This is a genomic window from Cryobacterium sp. M25 (assembly GCF_002929635.1).
Classification (GTDB): Bacteria; Actinomycetota; Actinomycetes; order Actinomycetales; family Microbacteriaceae; genus Cryobacterium; species Cryobacterium sandaracinum.
The window spans coordinates 1-18,133 of record NZ_PJJU01000028.1 but is presented as its reverse complement, the minus strand read 5'-3'; the positions used below and the strand labels follow the sequence as shown (position 1 = coordinate 18,133).

At 67.1% G+C, this 18,133-nt stretch carries 13 protein-coding genes and 2 tRNA genes; 12 read left to right on the top strand and 3 right to left on the bottom strand.

The genetic code is table 11. The annotated features are described in order from the left end of the window. Positions 1-271: 271 nt before the first annotated feature. A complete protein-coding gene (locus CXY81_RS01490; protein WP_104193740.1) occupies positions 272-1,204 on the bottom strand; it encodes an ROK family protein in 933 nt (310 codons plus the stop codon). 126 nt (positions 1,205-1,330) lie between these two features. On the opposite strand from CXY81_RS01490, the gene CXY81_RS01485 reads away from it, so the two are divergent. From CXY81_RS01485 to CXY81_RS01470, 4 genes are read left to right on the top strand one after another with little or no spacing between them, the layout of a single operon-like run. After that, positions 1,331-2,281, top strand: a complete 951-nt coding sequence (locus CXY81_RS01485) for a sugar-binding transcriptional regulator (protein WP_104171539.1) — start codon at positions 1,331-1,333, stop codon at positions 2,279-2,281. A gap of 26 nt (positions 2,282-2,307) precedes the next feature. After that, positions 2,308-3,327, top strand: coding sequence for a deoxyribose-phosphate aldolase (gene deoC / locus CXY81_RS01480; protein ID WP_104171540.1), 1,020 nt, complete (start codon positions 2,308-2,310; stop codon positions 3,325-3,327). 52 nt (positions 3,328-3,379) lie between these two features. Continuing rightward, positions 3,380-4,930, top strand: a complete 1,551-nt coding sequence (locus tag CXY81_RS01475) for an aldehyde dehydrogenase family protein (protein ID WP_104100252.1) — start codon at positions 3,380-3,382, stop codon at positions 4,928-4,930. After that, positions 4,927-5,790, top strand: coding sequence for an aldehyde dehydrogenase family protein (locus tag CXY81_RS01470; protein ID WP_104193739.1), 864 nt, complete (start codon positions 4,927-4,929; stop codon positions 5,788-5,790). The genes CXY81_RS01475 and CXY81_RS01470 overlap by 4 nt, the downstream gene beginning before the upstream one ends. Before the next feature lie 15 nt (positions 5,791-5,805). Here CXY81_RS01470 and CXY81_RS01465 read toward each other — a convergent pair whose 3' ends face one another. Next, positions 5,806-7,170 (bottom strand): zinc-dependent metalloprotease, encoded by a 1,365-nt coding sequence (locus CXY81_RS01465; RefSeq protein ID WP_369827945.1) that lies wholly within the window; start codon positions 7,168-7,170, stop codon positions 5,806-5,808. Between the two features lie 130 nt (positions 7,171-7,300). Between CXY81_RS01465 and CXY81_RS01460 the strand changes: the two genes are divergently transcribed. From CXY81_RS01460 to CXY81_RS01450, 3 genes are all read left to right on the top strand, one after another. Beyond that, positions 7,301-8,404 carry a PDZ domain-containing protein gene (locus tag CXY81_RS01460; protein WP_104171542.1) on the top strand — a complete coding sequence of 368 codons (1,104 nt, stop codon included), beginning with the start codon at positions 7,301-7,303 and terminating at the stop codon, positions 8,402-8,404. A 95-nt stretch (positions 8,405-8,499) separates the two neighbouring features. Beyond that, positions 8,500-11,415 (top strand): UPF0182 family protein, encoded by a 2,916-nt coding sequence (locus tag CXY81_RS01455; protein ID WP_174843675.1) that lies wholly within the window; start codon positions 8,500-8,502, stop codon positions 11,413-11,415. 165 nt (positions 11,416-11,580) lie between these two features. Beyond that, a tRNA-Met gene (locus CXY81_RS01450) sits at positions 11,581-11,657 on the top strand. Positions 11,658-11,838: 181 nt separating this feature from the next. On the opposite strand, the gene CXY81_RS01445 is transcribed toward CXY81_RS01450, so the two are convergent. Continuing rightward, positions 11,839-14,352 carry a discoidin domain-containing protein gene (locus CXY81_RS01445; protein WP_199182901.1) on the bottom strand — a complete coding sequence of 838 codons (2,514 nt, stop codon included), beginning with the start codon at positions 14,350-14,352 and terminating at the stop codon, positions 11,839-11,841. 340 nt (positions 14,353-14,692) lie between these two features. Between CXY81_RS01445 and CXY81_RS01440 the strand changes: the two genes are divergently transcribed. The 5 genes from CXY81_RS01440 to CXY81_RS01420 form a co-directional block, all read left to right on the top strand. Beyond that, a tRNA-Met gene (locus tag CXY81_RS01440) sits at positions 14,693-14,769 on the top strand. Positions 14,770-14,984: 215 nt separating this feature from the next. Beyond that, positions 14,985-15,947: a sugar ABC transporter substrate-binding protein gene (locus CXY81_RS01435; RefSeq protein WP_104193738.1), complete on the top strand. Its 963-nt coding sequence runs from the start codon at positions 14,985-14,987 to the stop codon at positions 15,945-15,947. Next, positions 15,944-16,984, top strand: coding sequence for an ABC transporter permease (locus CXY81_RS01430; RefSeq protein ID WP_104193737.1), 1,041 nt, complete (start codon positions 15,944-15,946; stop codon positions 16,982-16,984). Before CXY81_RS01435 ends, CXY81_RS01430 begins: the two co-directional genes overlap by 4 nt. Continuing rightward, positions 16,981-17,775 (top strand): ATP-binding cassette domain-containing protein, encoded by a 795-nt coding sequence (locus CXY81_RS01425; protein WP_104171545.1) that lies wholly within the window; start codon positions 16,981-16,983, stop codon positions 17,773-17,775. The genes CXY81_RS01430 and CXY81_RS01425 overlap by 4 nt, the downstream gene beginning before the upstream one ends. Before the next feature lie 134 nt (positions 17,776-17,909). Next, the coding region (locus tag CXY81_RS01420) for a hypothetical protein (RefSeq protein WP_146067581.1) at positions 17,910-18,133 on the top strand (224 nt) is incomplete at its 3' end.

The following is an 18,133-nucleotide window of genomic DNA, read 5'->3' as shown; positions in this document are numbered from 1 at the left end:
ACCAGCTGACCGGCGGCTGGACCTGGCCGCTCGCCTTCCTGATCGGCGCCGCCCTGGCCGCTACGCTCGCCGGCGCCGTGCTGTCCTGCCCGCTCAGTGCCCCGCTGCCCGCCCAGTGCCCCGCGCGGCCTGCCGAATTCGACGGAGATTCTGGCGAAAAAACGGGTGAGACCGGTCTCAATGCCGGTCGAGAGCAAAATCTCCGTCGAATTGGTTCAGGGGCGGGCGGGCGGGCGCGCGGGCGGGCGAAGGGCGCGCGGGCGCGGGTGCCTCAGGCGACCAGATCGGCGCGGTGGATGAGCGCCGCGGCGCCGATCAGTGGGCCGTCACCGGAGAGAGCGGATGCGACGACGCGCACCCGGGTCGCGAAGGAGAACACCGTGCGCTCGGCGACGGCCGCTCGCACGTAGTCGAACAGGTCCGGCGTGACGTGTGAGAAGCCGCCGCCGATCGCCACCACGTCGAGGTCCACGAGGTTCGTCGCGGAGGCGATCGCCTGGCCGATGGCCTGGCCGCAGCGCTTGACCGCACTGATCGCGATCGGGTCTCCCGCGGCGTACGCGCCCGAGAGGTCTTCGCCGGTGAGGCCCGACCAGCCCTCGGCGCGCGCCCAGGCCACGGTGCGCGGTCCGGATGCGACGGCCTCGAGGCATCCGGTGCCGCCGCAGGCGCAGGCGTCGTCGAACCCGCCGACTTCGATGTGCCCGATGTGCCCGGCGTTGCCGGTGGGCCCGGAAACGGTGGACCCACCCAGGATCAGGCCGCCGCCGACGCCGGTGGACACGACCATGCCCATCAGGCTGTCGGCGCCCCTCCCGGCGCCGAGCCAGTGCTCGGCGAGCGTGATGCAGAGGCCGTCCAGGCGCAGGCGCACGGGCGCCTCGGGGACGAGGGCCGCGACACAGTCCCGTAAGGGGTAATCCCGCCAGGCCGGCAGATTCAACGGAGAGACTGTGCCCGTGTCCACGGTGATCGGTCCGGCGGTGCCGATGCCGACGCCGAGGAGGGCGTCTCCGGCCGGCAGGCTCGCTCGGGCGCGGGTGACGACGGTCCGTACACTGTCCGCGAGTTCCTCGGCGGTTTTCACCGGGCCGGTGGGGGCGCGGTGCCGGCTGGCGGCGAGCACGACCCCCTGCTCGTCGACGAGTGCGGCTTCAACCTTGGTGCCGCCGAGGTCGACGGCGAGAGCGTAGCTGGTGGGCATGACATCAGCCTAGGGCGTGCAGAGTTGCAGGGTCGATGCTCGAATGCGCAGATGAGCAACATGACCAACAGGCGTTGATCGGGGGAGACCGGCGACTTAGGCTGGACCCGAACGGAACGGAGCACCATGACGGACACCGACGAACTCTTATCCATTCGCGCGGCCGAGCTCTACTATGAGGAAAACAAGACGCAGGACGAAATCGGCACCGTTCTCCGCCTCACCCGCTGGAAGGTGGGCCGGCTCCTCGCTCAGGCCAAGGCCAGTGGCTTCATTCGCATCGAAATCGTGCACCCGCGCGCCCGTCGCCTCTCCATCGAACGCCGGCTGCGCGAGACCACGCAGCTGACGGATGCCATCGTCGTCTCCTCCGCCGGCGTCTCCACTGACGAGGAACTCCAGTCCCGCACCGCCCAAGCTGCCGCCGACTACCTCACGGGCCTCCGCCCGGTGCCGCGAACGTTCGGCATCAGCTGGGGCCGCACCCTGCACGAGGTGTCGCTGCACCTGACCCAGGGCTGGGCCAGCGGCGTCAACGTCGTGCAGATCAACGGCGGAGTCAGCCTCAACCGGCGCGCCGGCACCGCAGCCGCGACGGCCGTCACCATCGCTCACAAGGCCTCGGGGGCGGCGACGCTGCTGCCGAGCCCCGCCATCCTCGAGCGCCTCGACACCAAGACCGCGATCGAAGCCGACCGCTCCGTCGCCGCCGTGCTGAACCTCGGCGCCGCGGCATCCGCCTACCTGTTCAGCGCCGGCCAGGCCGACCAAAACTCGGCTCTCGTCGACAGCGGCTACCTCACCGCGGAACAGGTCGCCGAGCTCGTACGCAAGGGCGCGGTCGGCGACATCGTCGGCCGGTACATCGACAGCAACGGCAACATCGTCGACCCGGAACTCAACGGCCGGACCGTCGGCATCCAGCTCGAAGCGCTGCGTCACGCGAAGACCGCCATCGCCGTGATCACCGGAGGCTCCAAACACTCCATCGCCCGCGCCGTCGTCGGCAGCGGCCTGTGCACAGTGCTCGTCACCGACGAAGACACCGCACTCGCCATCCTCGGCGAAAACGCATGACCGCACCCCGACCGCAAGGACAATTCATGACTACCAGCCAAACGGCCATGGCCCAGCTGAACACCGGGGAACGCGCCCTGGCGCTCATCGGCGGCGAAGCCACGGATGCGAATCTGCGGCGTTACCTGCACGGCATCCCCGGCATCGACGCCGTCGGCTTGGAGCAGCGTGCCTCCGACCTCGGCACCCGCTCGATCAAGACCAGCTCGAAGAAGTGGGCGATCGACAAGATCATCAGCCTGATCGACCTCACCACCCTCGAGGGGGCCGATACCCCCGGCAAGGTGAAGTCCCTGGTCGGCAAAGCCCTCACGCCCGACGCCGGCGACCTCAGCTGCCCTCGCGTGGCCGCGGTCTGCGTCTACGGCGACATGGTGCCGCACGCCGTCGCCGCTCTCGGCTCCGCGCACTCCGCGGGCACGGATGCCGGCGTGAACGTCGCCGCCGTCGCGACCGCGTTCCCGAGTGGGCGCGCGTCCCTCGCGATCAAGCTGGCCGACGTGCACGACGCCGTCGCGGCCGGCGCCGACGAGATCGACATGGTCATCGACCGTGGTGCGTTCCTGTCCGGCAGGTTCGGCCAGGTCTACGACGAGATCGTGGCGGTCAAGCAGAGCTGCCGCCGTCCCGACGGCAGTTTCGCCCACCTCAAGGTGATCCTCGAGACCGGGGAGCTCACTACCTACGACAACGTGCGCCGCGCGTCGTGGCTGGCCATCCTGGCCGGCGGCGACTTCATCAAGACCTCCACCGGCAAGGTGCCCGTCGCGGCCACCCTGCCCGTGACCCTCTCCATGCTCGAGGTCGTGCGCGACTGGCATCGCCTCACCGGGGCGAAGGTCGGTGTGAAGCCGGCCGGCGGCATTCGTACGTCTAAAGACGCCACCAAGTACATCGTGACCGTCGCCGAAACCGTGGGCGAGGAATGGCTCACGCCGAGCCTGTTCCGGTTCGGGGCGTCGAGCCTGCTGAACGACGTGCTGATGCAGCGCCAGAAGATGACCTCCGGACACTACTCCGGCCTTGACTACGTGACGATCGATTGAATCTCGACAAGCTCGATCACCGACAACTCGATCAACCTTGATTGGAATAACCATGAGCTTTCTTGACTACGCTCCGGCCCCGGAGTCCCAGGCCGTGCTGAACCTTCGGGGGGACTACGGACTCTTCATCGACGGGGAGTTCGTCGCCGGTCGGGGTGAGCCGTTCCAGAGCATCAACCCGGCCACCGAGAAGCAGATCGCAATGATCGCCCACGCCGACGCGGCGGATGTCGACGCGGCGGTGGCCGCCGCCCGTCGCGCCTACGACAAGACCTGGTCGAAGCTCTCCGGCAGCGATCGCGGCAAGTACCTGTTCCGCATCGCCCGCCTTGTGCAGGAGCGGGCCCGTGAGCTTGCCGTCGCCGAGACCCTCGACAACGGCAAGCCGATCAAGGAGAGCCGCGACGTCGACGTGCCTCTGGTTGCCGCCTGGTTTTTCTACTACGCCGGCTGGGCCGACAAGCTCGACCACGCCGGGGTCGGCCCCACGCCGTCCGCGCGGGGCGTCGCCGCCCAGGTGATCCCGTGGAACTTCCCCCTGCTGATGCTGGCTTGGAAGATCGCCCCGGCCCTCGCCGCCGGCAACACGGTCGTGCTCAAGCCGGCTGAGACCACCTCCCTGACCGCGCTGCTGTTCGCCGAGATCCTGCAGCAGGCCGACCTGCCCGCCGGCGTTGTCAACATCGTCACGGGCGGCCGCGACACCGGCAAGGCCCTCGTCGGGCACCCCGGGGTCAACCTCGTCGCGTTCACCGGCTCCACCGGCGCCGGCCGGGCCATCGCCCGCTCGGTCGCCGGAACCGACAAGAAGGTCATCCTCGAGCTCGGCGGCAAGGCCGCGAACATCGTCTTCGACGACGCGCCCATTGACCAGGCGATCGAGGGCATCGTCAACGGCATCTTCTTCAACCAGGGCCACGTCTGCTGCGCGGGCAGCCGCCTGCTCGTGCAGGAGTCGATCCACGACGATGTCATCGACCGCCTCAAGGCGCGCCTGTCCACGCTGCGCCTCGGCGACCCGATGGACAAGAACACCGACATCGGCGCCATCAACAGCGCCGAGCAGCTGGCGCGCATCCGGGAGCTCACCGACATCGGCGAGCAGGAAGGCGCCGAGCGCTGGAGCCCGGACTGCGTGCTGCCCGAGGCCGGCTTCTGGTTCAGGCCGACCATCTTCACCAACGTCTCCACCAGCCACCGCATCGCCCGTGACGAGGTATTCGGCCCGGTGCTCTCCGTGCTGACTTTCCGCACCCCGGCCGAGGCCATCGCCAAGGCGAACAACACGCCGTACGGACTGTCCGCCGGAATCTGGACCGAGAAGGGCAGCCGGATGCTGGCCGTCGCCGACAAGTTGCGTGCCGGCGTGATCTGGGCGAACACGTTCAACCGCTTCGACCCGGCCAGCCCATTCGGCGGCTACAAGGAGTCCGGCTACGGGCGCGAGGGCGGCCGCCACGGGCTTGCCGCATACCTCAAGCCCGCCGCCGGTCGCGCGGCCGCGCGCACCGTGACGGCCGCGCCCGCGGCATCCATCGCACCGGCCGTTGCTTCGCCGGCCGCGGAGAAGACCCCCGTTTCCCGAAAGAAGGCAGCCAAGTGACCCGCCTCGCCGTTCCCAAGACCTACAAGCTCTACCACGGCGGCAAGTTCCCGCGCAGTGAGTCGGGCCGGGTCTACGAGATCCGTTCCCACGACGGGGAATTCCTCGCCAACGCCGCGAAGGCCAGCCGCAAGGATGCCCGGGACGCCGTCGTCGCCGCCCGCTCGGCCCTCGGCGGCTGGGCCGGCGCCACGGCCTACAACCGCGGCCAGGTGCTTTACCGCATCGCGGAGTTGCTCGAGGGGCGCCGGGCCCAGTTCGTCGCCGAAATCGTGCAGTCGGAAGGCGTGAGCACCGCGGCAGCATCCGCCCAGGTCGACGAGGCCATCGACCGCTGGGTCTGGTACGCCGGCTGGGCCGACAAGTACCTGCAGGTGGCCGGCAACGCCAACCCGGTTTCGGGACCCTACTTCAACCTCTCGGTGCCGGAGCCCACGGGCGTCGTCGCCATCATCGCGCCGCAGACCGGGGGTTCCCTCCTCGGTCTCGTCAGCGCGGTCGCCCCGGCGCTGGTCTCAGGCAACACCGTGGTCGTCGTCGCGAACGAGGCCATGCCGCTCTCGGCGATCAGCCTGGGCGAGGTGCTCGCCACTAGTGACGTGCCCGGCGGCGTAGTCAACATCCTCACCGGGTCTCCCGCCGAGATGGCGCCGTGGCTGGCCAGCCACGCCGACGTCAACGCCCTCGACCTGGTTGGCGCCGGCGATCTCGACTGGATCCACCTCGAGATCGACGCGGCCGAGACCCTCACCCGGGTGCTGCAGCCCGAGAACGGTCCGGATGCCGCGAGTCCCTCCCTGGCGCGCGTCCTGGCGTTTACCGAAACGAAGACGATCTGGCACACGAAGGGCCTGATCTAGCCCGCGCCAGCCGGGCTACGCCTCGTGCGGCCGCTCGGTGTCGTCGTCGCGCAACAGGTCTTCCAGGGCCTGGTCCACCTCGTCGAGGACCGGCTCAACCCCGGCTGCCGAGCTGGTCAGGCGGGCCACGAGGGCCTGTGGGTCGTCGAGGTCCGCTGACGAGGGCAGAAGGTCCGGGTGGGCCCACAGCTCGTCGCGCTTCTCGTTGCCCACGGCATCCGTCACGGCCTGCCACAGGGCGGCGGCCTCGCGCAGGCGCCGGGGGCGCAGCTCGAGCCCGACCAGGGTGGCGAACGCCGACTCGGCGGGCCCACCGGATGCCCGGCGCCGCTTCACCGTCTCGGCGATCGCGTCCGCGCGGGGCAGCCGGCTCGTGGCCTCGAGGGTGACGACATCGACCCAGCCCTCGATCAGGGCGAGCATCGTTTCGAGCCGGGAGAGCGCGGCCAGCTGGGCCTCGCTCTTCGGCGGGATCAGCGAGCCGTCGACCATGGCGGCGCGCAGTTCTTCCGGGTTGGCCGGGTCGAAGCCGTCGGCCAGCTGCTCGAGGCGGCTTGAGTCGATGTGGATGCCGCGGGCGAAGTCGGTGATCGAGCTGATCAGGTGCAGGCGCAGCCAGCGGGAGTGGCGGAAGAGGCGCGCGTGGGCGATTTCGCGCACCGCGAGGTAGATCTGCACCTGGTCGGCGGGAACGTCGAGGCCTTCCCCGAACGCGGCCACGTTCTGGGGGAGCAAAGCGGCCTGCTGGTCGCTGAGCAGAGGGATTCCGACGTCTCCACCGGAGACGACTTCGCTGGACAGCTGACCCACGACCTGGCCGAGCTGCATGGCGAACAGGGTGCCGCCGATGCTGCGCATCACCTGGCCGGCACCGGCCATCATGCCCTTGAGCTCTTCCGGGGCCTGATCGGTGAGCACCCGGGTCAGGGAGTCGGAGATGCTGGTCGCGACGGGCTCGGCGAGCTGGGTCCAGAGCGGCATGGTCGCGGAGACCCATTCCTTACGGGTCATCAGGCGCGGAGGGGTGGTGAGCTCGGCGACCGAGATCACCTCGTCCAGCCAGAGGGAGGCGATGTGGAATGCCTGGTCGAGGGCGGCGCGTTCGGCCGAGGTCACGTCGAGCTGACTCTGAGCCGCGCGCTCCTGGCCCTGGTTGAGGGCGGCATCCCAATTGATGGATCCGTCGCCGCCGCCGCGCAGAGCACCCTGCAACTGATTCATCAGCGCGGATATGCTCGCCGGGTCGCTGGGAAGCCCCGCCGCGCCGGCCAGCTGGCTCGGGTCGATGGACGACTTCCCACTCAGGATGTCGCGCAGCATGTCCCGAAACTCATCTTCGGGATTGTGACCCTCGTCGGGTCGGGAGTCGTCGTCGGCCACTTCAGGCACCTCTCAGTCGCGTCCTCCTACGCTAGCCGGAGATCCCCGGCGCGGACTGGGAAATGACCTACGCTGGTAAACCGGTGTCCGCCTGCCGCGAACAGCCAGCACAATCCCTGGAAGGAGACCGGTGGCCCTCTTCACCGATCACCCAGTACAGCCGCCCGACCGATCCGCGCGCGCCGTCGGGGCAGGCTGGGTGGTGCTCGGGATCGCGATGGTCATCGGCCTCATCCTCGCCGTGACGCCGTCACCGTATGTGATCGAGAAGCCAGGACCGGTCTACAACACCATCGGCACGGCCGAACAGGACGGCAAGCAGGTGCCGCTCATCTCCATCTCCGGCGAACCCATTTACCCGACCGAGGGCAGCCTCGACCTGCTGACCGTGTCACTGGTGGGCAACCCCGACAACCGGCCGAGCTGGCTGACGGTCGCCGCCGCCTGGCTCGACCCGAACCAGGCCGTGATCCCGATCGAGTCGGCGTTCCCGCCCGACGTGAGCACGAAGCAGCGCGAGGAGCAGACCCAGGCGCAGATGGTGAATTCGCAGCAGGATGCGATCGCCGCCGCTCTGACCAGCCTCGACTATGACTACCCGACGATCCTCTCGGTCGTCTCCCTGCCGGGCGACTCGCCCGCCGAGGGAGCCATCGAAGCCGGCGACGAGGTGGTCTCGGTGAACGGTGAAGAAGTCGCCGACATCACGGCCCTGCGGGACGCGCTGACGCGAAACGGTGTCGACGACGCCGCCTCCATCGGAATCTTCCGGGACGGCGCCAGCGCGACGGTGCAGGTCACCCCGGTTGAATCGGGCGACGCCGTCGTGGTGGGCATCAATGTGACGAGCGACTACGACTTCCCCTTCGACGTCACGATCGAGCTCGACTCGGTCGGCGGGCCGAGCGCGGGCATGATGTTCGCCCTCGGCATCATCGACACGCTCACCTCCGGCTTTATTCAGGGCGGTGCGGATGTCGCCGGTACCGGCACGATAAACCAGGCCGGCGAGGTGGGTCAGATCGGCGGTATCCGACAGAAGCTGATCGGTGCCGACCAGAGCGGCGCCGATTGGTTTCTCGCGCCCGCCGACAACTGCGACGAGGTCACCGGGCACGTGCCCGACGGGATGACGGTCTTCTCCGTTGACACCCTCGACGACGCGCTGGCCGCGCTGGACGCCATCCGCACCGGTTCGGACACCGACGCACTGGAGCAGTGCGCACTCGGCTAACCCCGGGTCGCTGCCCAGCGAAAGTGCGGCTTTCGTTCGGGGCGGCTGTCTAGAATGAACGTTGACCGCCGATTTCGAGATCAAGAGGCCAATTCGTGACGTCACAACAAGCCCGTAGTGCTCCCGCGCCACAGCGCAGCCGTGCTCCCCTTGCCATTACGGCAGCGATTATCGCGGGGCTGGTGATCATCTTCTTCGTTTTCGCCGGGCTCTATGCCGACGTTCTCTGGTTCGACCAGCTGGGTTTCCTCACCGTGCTGACCACGCAGTGGTTCGCCGGTGCCGTGCTGTTTCTGATCGGGTTCGTAGCGATGGCGGTCCCCGTCTGGGCGAGCATCCAGATCGCTTACCGCTTGCGGCCGGTCTATGCGAAGCTCAACTCGCAGCTCGACCGCTACCAGCAGGTCATCGAGCCGCTGCGCCGCCTCGCCATGTACGGCATCCCGGCTCTGCTGGGTCTGTTCGCCGGCGTTGCCGCGGCCACCCGCTGGCAGGTCGTTCTGATGTGGCTGAACCGCACGGACACCGGCCGAGTTGACCCCCAGTTCAAACTGGACATCTCGTTCTATCTGTTCGATCTCCCCTTCCTCCACTCCGTGCTCGGCTTCGCGTCGGCCGTGGTGCTCATCTCGGCCCTCGTCGCCGCGGCTACGAGCTACCTGTATGGCTCGATCAGGGTGAGCGGGCGCGAGGTCATCGTTTCCAAGGCCGCCCGCATCCAGATTGCCATCACGGCAGCCCTCTACCTGATGCTGCAGGCCGTGAGCATCTGGCTCGACCAGTACTCCACGCTGACCAACACCAACGACATCATTACCGGCGCCGGCTACACCGACGTGAACGCCACGATTCCGGGCCGCGCCATCCTGGCCGGAATCGCCGCCGTCGTCTCTATCCTGTTTCTCCTCACGGCCTTCATCGGCCGCTGGCGCCTGCCCATTGTCGGCACCGCGCTGTTGATCGTGAGCAGCCTCCTGCTCGGCTCGCTGTACCCGTGGGTCGTGCAGCGCTTCCAGGTGGTGCCGAGCGCCAAGACGCTCGAAGAACCCTATATTCAACGCAACATCGACCTCACCCGCGACGCCTACGACCTGGCGGATGTGGAAGAGATTCCGTACAACGCGAGCACGACGGCTGAGCCCGGCGCCCTGCGCGCCGACGCTGAGACTACCGCTAACATCCGCATTCTCGACCCTGCTCTGGTCAGCGACGCGTTCTCCCAGCTCGAGCAGTTCAAGCAGTATTACCAGTTCCCGAAGAACCTCGACGTCGACCGGTACACGATTGACGGCAAGTCCCAGGACACAGTGGTCACCGTGCGCGACCTCAACCTGGCCGGCTTGAACGCCGGCAACACCTGGGTTAACTCGACCGTGGTCTACACGCACGGCTACGGCGTCGTGGCGGCCTACGGCAACCAGCGCTCGGCCGACGGCCAGCCCGTGTTCCTCGAGTCCGGCATCCCGACCACCGGGTCATTGCCCGACTATGAGCCGCGGATTTACTTCGGCGAGACATCGGCGCCGTATTCCATCGTGGGTGCGCCCAAGGACAGCAAGCCGGTCGAGCTCGACTACCCGTCGGGAACGGATGGCGCGCAGCAGACCTATACGACCTTCGACGGCGACGGCGGGCCGAAGCTCGACAGCGCATTCAGCAAGTTGATCTACGCGCTCAAGTTCCAGTCGGAGCAGATCTTCCTGGCCAACGCCGTGAACGAGAAGTCTCAGATCCTCTACGACCGCGACCCGGTCACCCGGGTGCAGAAGGTGGCTCCGTACCTCACCCTCGACTCCGACGCCTATCCGTCGATCGTCGACGGCAAGGTCAAGTGGATCGTCGACGGCTACACCACCTCGGCCGACTACCCGTACTCCACCTCCGTGGGCCTGAGCGACGCGATCGCTGACACGGAAACGCCCCCGCAGCCATTCGCGCTCGACAACATCAACTACATGCGAAACTCGGTCAAGGCCACGGTCGACGCCTACGACGGCAAGGTCACCCTCTACGCCTGGGACGACGAGGATCCGTTGCTCAAGACCTGGCAGAAGATCTTCCCGACGACCGTCAAGCCGATGTCCGAGATGAGCGGCGACCTGATGAGCCACGTTCGCTACCCGGCGGACATGTTCAAGGTGCAGCGCCGGGTTCTGGGCAAGTACCACGTCACCGACCCTGGTTCCTTCTACTCGGTCGACGACGCCTGGACGACGCCGAACGACCCGGTGTCGCCGTCGACGAACACGACCCTACAGCCGCCCTACTACCTGACCATGCAGGTTCCGGGCCAGGAGAAGCCGGCTTTCTCGCTGTACACCACGTTCATCCCGGACGCGAGCGGCGCGACGAGCCGAAACGTTCTGACCGGCTACCTCGCGGTAGACGCGGATGCCGGATCGACCGACGGGAAGCGGGCTGAAGGCTACGGCAAGCTCCGCCTGCTTAACCTGCCGAAGGACGTGACCGTGCCCGGCCCCGGCCAGGTGCAGGCGAAGTTCAACGCCGACCCGACCGTGTCCACCCAGTTGAACCTGCTCAAGCAGGGCCAGTCGAAGGTGCTCAACGGTAACCTGCTCACCGTGCCTGTGGGTGGCGGCCTGCTTTACGTGCAGCCGGTCTACGTGCAGTCCACGGGTGAGACCAGCTACCCGCTGCTGCAGAAGGTGCTCGTTGCCTTCGGAGACCAGATCGCGTTCGAGGACACGCTGGACAAGGCGCTTGACGTGCTCTTCGGCGGCGACTCCGGCGCCAGCGCCGGAGACACCGATGTGCCGCCGTCCGTGACGCCCGTGGAGGGCGAGGCCCCTGCCGAAGGCGAAACCACCCCGTCGACCTCGACCGGTGACCCCGCGACGGATGCTCAGCTGAAGTCGCTCCTCGCCGTGGCCAAGCTGGCCGTCACCGAGAAGCAGGCGGCCCTGACGACCGGTGACTTCACCGCCTACGGGGTAGCCGACAAGAGACTGAACGACGCGATCGCCGAGATGCTGGTGCTGCTCGACCAGTAGCAAGTCGTTCGCCGCTTCATCCGCTGCGCGGGTGCTGCGCCGTTTCGCTGGGGGCACGCCTCCCGCGGAACGGCGCGGCATCCGCGTTCCGCGGGCAGGGCCGGCCGATTCCGCAGCCCGTGTGGTCGGACCGCCCCGGAGGCTGTGGTAAATTGGATCTTGTAGCGCGGGGTGGAGCAGTTCGGTAGCTCGCTGGGCTCATAACCCAGAGGTCGTAGGTTCAAATCCTGCCCCCGCAACCAAGGGCGTTTCAGGCAATGCCACCGTGATTTTCATCACATACACAGAAGGGCCGGTTCAGCAGAAGTGCTGCACCGGTCCTTCTGCTTTAACTCAGAGGGGCCAGTAAATGTCCGGACTTTTCAGAGAAAGTGTCGGGGAGGCCATCACCCTTACTCCACATTCATCAGGGCCGTAGTTCGACTACCCGATCCGGATCGTCTGGGCGACGCTCGGCACCCCGTTAGCGTCCATGGCGAACAGGAGATAATGCCCGGGGACCACGACTCCCGGATCGGACGGAATCGTCAGGGATGCGGTATTGCCGGTTACGCCGGTGGGCGTGAGTGGGATGCGACGCTGGTCAGTGTTGATCGAGTGGGTGACTGTGCTCATGCGGATGAGGGAGAACGCTGGTGTGGGCCCGGACGTCGTTACCTGGATGGTGGAACCCCGCACTGCAGCGGTAGGCGCCGTGGTGATCGATGGACGAGGGCGGGCGGTGCCGTCGGCGTTGAGCAGGTAGGGCGGGGTGAATATTTGCCCGTCCGGGTGGTTGGTCGTGCAGGTGCCGCAGAGGCCGCCACCGCCGACGAAGACCCGGGCATCAGGCAGCAGTAGCCCCACGCTGTGATATGTGCGCGGCGCAGTCATCGGCGCGAGCGCGGTGAACTTGCCTGTCGCCGGGTTCCAAACCTCAGGCGCCATGGCGGCCGTTGCGTCCGAGAACGGCTTCGCGTACGCCTGACCGCCCAATGCCAGAACCTGTCCGTCGGGCAGCACGACGGAGTTCAAGAAAGCCCGTCGCGCCGCCATGTCGCCGGTTCGCGTCACCTTGACACCATTGTTGATGTCGATTGCATAGGCCCGCGCGGTCGCGTCACTGTCCTGGTACGCGGGCGAGCCACCGAGGGTGAGTATCTTGCCGACGTCGTACATGACCGCATTTCCGTTCATCGCGTCGCCACTGTCGGCCCGGAGACCAAGATCCTGAACAGCGCTGGTGCTGCTGGTCGTGTACATGTTCATCCGACGGCTCGGGCCGGCATGGAACACCTTCCCGTCGGCCACCGCGAACAGCCACGCGTGGTTGTCGGATCGGAACACCCCTTGCGGGTCGTTCGTCAAGATCGGTGCGACAGGCGCGTTGGCCAGCCCGCGCCACCCGGCGCTAGTCGACCAGATTTCACCGTTCTTACCGCCCTGGCCGCCCGCCCAGGAACCGCCGAGAAGGAACACCTGCCCATTGGAGAGCGTGACGTTCGACTGATAGGCGCGCGGGATGTTCATGGGTGTGGCGGCTGACCACGTGTTGTTCGCCGGGTCGTAGATCGTCGACGAGGCGGCGTTGCTCCCCCCGCTGATCAGGATCCTGCCGTCCGGGAGGATGGACACCCCGGGGCAGAACATGTCGTGCCCCGTATTAGCGACAGTAAGCGGGGTGACCACGCCGGTGTTCAGATCGAGGATGGCGGTCTGGGTCTTGCCGTTGGCCCCGCCGAAGGTCGTGTTGGAGTACGAGGACCAGGTGAGCACTTTGTTGCCGGGCAAGAGGGCTGCCGCCGCGGGAACCAGCGGGAAACCGATCGTCGCACCCCAGCTTCCTGTCGACCCCGTGGGGGTCGAAGCGGGCGGCGGCGCTGAGAGGGAGCGACCAATCACGTTCAGCTCCGCCGCCGTGGTCCACTGTCCGCGATTGCCGGCCTCGGTCGTCGCGGTCAGGCGAACGTATCGCGCCTGAACAGCCGGGAACGTGAGGGTCTTCGCCTGGCTGTTGTCAGCCCAGGTTCCGCTGGCGACCGGTGCACTCCAGCTCGTTCCGTCGGAGCTCACGGCGATGGCGTATTGGCCGATGGTGCCGTTCCGGGACGTGCCGGACCTCGGGGTGTAGGTGAAGCCGGAGACCTCGTTGATCGCCCGCATGTCAAGAACAATGCTGTGCGGCAACGGGATCAACGTGGGGGAGTACTGGGAGTGCCAGATCGTGGTGAGGTTGCCGTCGAGCACGTTCGCGGCGCCGCCGCTTTCGCGGGTTGTCTCCTGGTCGCTCGCCGTCACTATCCAGCCGGTCCGGGTGAGCGCCGCCGGCGCTGGCGCGGATGGGGGCGGCTGGGTGGTGCCTGTTCCTGCGATCAGATGGAGTTCGGCGGCGCTGGTCCAGGGGCCGCGGTTACCTGCCTCCGTGATCGCGGTCAGCCGGATGAAACGTGTCGCCACAGGGGTGAATCCCGTCGTCTTCTCCAACGCGTTGTCGGCCCAGGTTCCTGTTGCGACGGCGGCACCCCAGTTCGTGCCATCCGGGCTGGCATGGATCTCGAAACGGCCGATTCGTCCATTCGAACTGCTTACGCGCGGCAGGTACTTCAGGGCTGCGACGGTGTCGGTTTTGTGCATGTCGATGGTGATCGAATGGGGCAGCGGCACCGCGGTTCCGCTCCACTTACTGTGCCAGTAGGTCGAGGCGTTGCCGTCGAGCACGTTGGCGGCTGCGCCGTTCTCACCGGTGGTTTCCTGGTCACTCGCGGTCACGGTCCACCCTGTGCGCGGCAGCGGAGTGGACGAGAGGGCGGCCGGAGCCAGAGCCGTCTCGACATTCATCTTTGAGTGAGCGTCGGCCGGGGCGGATGCACCGGTGTAGCCGGTGAGCAAGAGCGCACCAGCGATGATCACAGTGAACATGACGGCGAGAAGCCGGGCAGCAGTCGGGTTGCGGCGCATGCGGAATACCTCGTTGGGTACTGGGGGAAAGTGCAGGCACTGCTGATAGAACCCCAGATCCACCGTCAATGGAAGGGTGTGGGGAGAGCAATCGACGAACGTCGACATCCCCGGCACAGCGTCGCGCGCGGTCGCCCAGGAAGTCCGGAATCAGTTTCCGGACTTGTCGCCGAAGCCTTCGGCATAAGCGGCGGTGTCGGACAGGACTTCTGTGAGAACGGTCACGGGTGAATCTCTCTCTATCGAAAGCGGTTTCAGGAGTACCCAGAGCGTGGCCACCACCTCTGAGGTCTGACCATGCGTTTCACAACCCGAGGCTGTGGTAAGTTTGTTCTTGCAACGCGGGGTGGAGCAGTTCGGTAGCTCGCTGGGCTCATAACCCAGAGGTCGTAGGTTCAAATCCTGCCCCCGCAACCATCAGCCCCCGGAACCACACGGTTCCGGGGGCTTTTTTGTGTCTGGCACACGTGGCTGTGCGCCGAACGAATCGTCACGAAGGAGTCACTCATGCCACTGGTTCGAATCGATCTGAATCGAGCGGGCCCCCAGTCCAGTAAGTTCGATATGCATCAGGTCACCGGCGAACCCTCGCTGTTTCAGGCCGCCGCACGACAGTCGGGAACAGTTCAGACATGAAGCTCAAGATCAGCCTGCTGGCCGTTTTCGGTGTCGCGTCGCTGGCGCTGACGGGGTGCACCGCCACGGAAACGGATGCCGACGGGGGAGCGGCAGGGGAGCCGGTCACCATCGCCGTGGTGACCCACGGCACCGCGGGCGATTCCTTCTGGGACGTCGTCAAGAGCGGCGCCGAGCAGGCAGGCACCGACCTCGGAGCCACGGTCACGTATCAGGGCGACGGCGACCCGGTCAAGCAGAGCCAGCTGATCGAAGCGGCCATCGCGGCCCAGCCCGACGGGCTCATCATCTCGATGGCGAACCCCGACGGCGTGAAGAGCGCCGTCGAGAAAGCCGTTGCCGCCGGCATCCCAGTGATCACCATCAACTCGGGCCTGGAGAAGTCCGTCGAATTCGGCGCCCAGACCCACGTCGGCCAGAGCGAGTTCATCGCGGGCCAGGGAGCCGGCGAACAGCTGGCCGCCGCCAACGTGACCAACGTGATCTGCATCATCCACGAGGCCGGCAACTCGGGGCTCGAAGAACGCTGCACGGGTGCCGCCGACACGGTCGGCGCGGACGTCAGCAACGTGCAGGTCGACGTCGCCAACCTCGCGGATGCCCAGAACACCATCAAGAGCAAACTCCTGGCCGACCCGTCCATCGACGCCGTCCTCACCCTGCAGACCGGGGTCGCCGTGGCCGCGAGCCAGGCTATCGACGAGGCGAAAAGCCCAGCCACGCTGGCCACGTTCGACGTGTCCGCCGACGTGACCCGGCTCATCCAGGGCGGCAAGATGCTGTTCGCGGTCGACCAGCAGCCTTACTCTCAGGGCTACCTTCCCGTGACCTTCCTCACCCTGCAGAAGCGCAACGGCGACGTCGTCGGCGGCGGGCTGCCGGTCTATTCAGGCCCGGGCTTCGTGACGAAGGACAACGCGGCCCAGGTCGCGAAGTTCGCGGAGAACGGCACGAGATGACCGTCGCTGTGGGCGCGGGGATCGATGAACGGCCGACGAGGGCGCATCCGCTGCATACCCTGCTGCGCAGGCCCGAGGTCGGCGCGCTCGTGGCGGCCCTGGCGATCTTCCTCTTCTTCTCGCTCTACACGCAGGCGTTCCTGACCCCCGCGGGCATCTCCACCTGGCTCTACTCGGCCTCCCTGTTCGGCATCATGGCCGTGGCCGTCGCCCTGCTCATGATCGGCGGGGAGTTCGACCTCTCGGCGGGCGCGATGACGGGCACCACGGGGCTCATCGTCGGCGTGGTCACCACTCAGTGGGAGCTGAACATCTGGCTCGCCCTCGTGCTGGCCCTCGCGGTGGCGCTCTTGATCGGCGCCGGCAACGCCTGGGTCGTCATGAAGACCGGCCTGCCGAGCTTTATCGTGACCCTCGCGGCCTTCTTCATCCTGCAGGGCTGCAACCTGGCGTTGACGAAACTCTTCACGGGCAGCGTCGCCATTCAGGGGATGGGGGCGGTGCTCGGGTTCGACCAGGTCAAGGTCTTCTTCGGCTCCTCGTTCCCGTTCCTGGGCATGGACGTCAAGATCTCGATCGTCTGGTGGATCGCGCTCACCGCGCTGGCCACCTGGGTGCTGTTGCGCACCCGGCCCGGCAACTGGATCTTCGCCGTCGGCGGCCAGGTCACGAGCTCCCGGCAGGTCGGCGTTCCCGTGTTCAAGGTCAAGCTCGGGCTGTTCATGACCACGGCCGGTGCCGGCTGGCTCGTCGGCATGCTTCAGCTCTTCGACGTGTCGACCGTGCAGGCCACGACCGGGGTCGGCCAGGAATTCATCTACATCATCTGTGCCGTCGTGGGCGGATGCCTGCTCACCGGCGGTTACGGATCGGCGATCGGCGCGGCCCTTGGAGCCCTGATCTACGGGATGACCCTGCAGGGCATCGTGTTCGCCCAGTGGGACAACAATTGGCTCAAGGCATTTCTCGGCGGGATGCTGCTGCTCGCCGTGCTGGTCAACCTGCTCGTTCGCCGCCAGTCCGGGGTGCGCGCATGACGCCGGCCCCGATCCGTCCGGAGCCGATCCTCGAGGTGCGCAACATCGGGAAGTCCTACGGTTCGGTGCGGGCGTTGGCGGGCGTGTCGGCATCCGTCGGCGCCGGGGAAGTGCTCTGCGTGCTGGGCGACAATGGCGCGGGCAAGTCAACGTTCATCAAGATCCTCTCCGGTGCCCACCAGCACTCGGAGGGCACCCTGCGCGTCTTCGGGGTGGAGCGCCGATTCGCGCATCCGCGGGAGGCGCTCTCCCTCGGCATCGCCACCGTCTACCAGGACCTGGCCGTGGTGCCGTTGATGCCGGTGTGGCGCAACTTTTTCCTCGGTTCCGAGCTCACCCGAGGCCGAGGCCCGCTGCGGCGCCTCGATGTCACCGGCATGCGGGCCACGACCAATCACGAGCTCGCCCGGATGGGCATCAACCTGCGCGACGTGGACCAGCCGATCGGAACGCTTTCCGGCGGGGAACGGCAATCCGTCGCCATCGCACGCGCCGTGCATTTCGGGGCGAAGGTCGTCATTCTCGACGAGCCCACGTCGGCCCTGGGGGTCAAGCAGGCCGGGGTGGTGCTCTCGTACATCGCCCGGGCCAGGGACCGCGGGCTCGGCGTCGTCTTCATCACGCACAATCCGCACCACGCCTATCCGGTCGGCGACCGTTTCCTGCTGCTGCAGCGCGGCACCAGTATGGGCGATTTCGCCAAGAGTGAGATCACGATCGAAGAGATGACCGCGCTGATGGCGGGAGGGGCCGAACTTGAGGCGCTGGCCCACGAACTGGAGCGTGCGTAGGGCCTGAGATGGCCGCCCCGTCGCCACGCGGGCGGTGGAAAGGCGCTGATTCATTCGTTTATATCTACGAAACTAGTATTCAATATTTGTGAGCTACTCTCGTCTTCAGGTTCTAGTCAGGGTAGAATTATCCCGTGACCAACCTCCTGGAACACCCCGAAGCGGATGCCGCGCACGGCCTGTCCGCGGCGGCTCGGGCGGTCGCGGAGCTGCATGCTCTCGCGGCGGGGCTCGGGGAATCCCTACGGTGCTCGGCGGTGCGCGGTCTCGACGACGGCGGCCTCCTGCAGGTGACCACGGCGGTCGAGGTCCTCGGCCGGCGGGTCGACGCGCTGCGGGTGGCGGCCGCGGCGGAGGT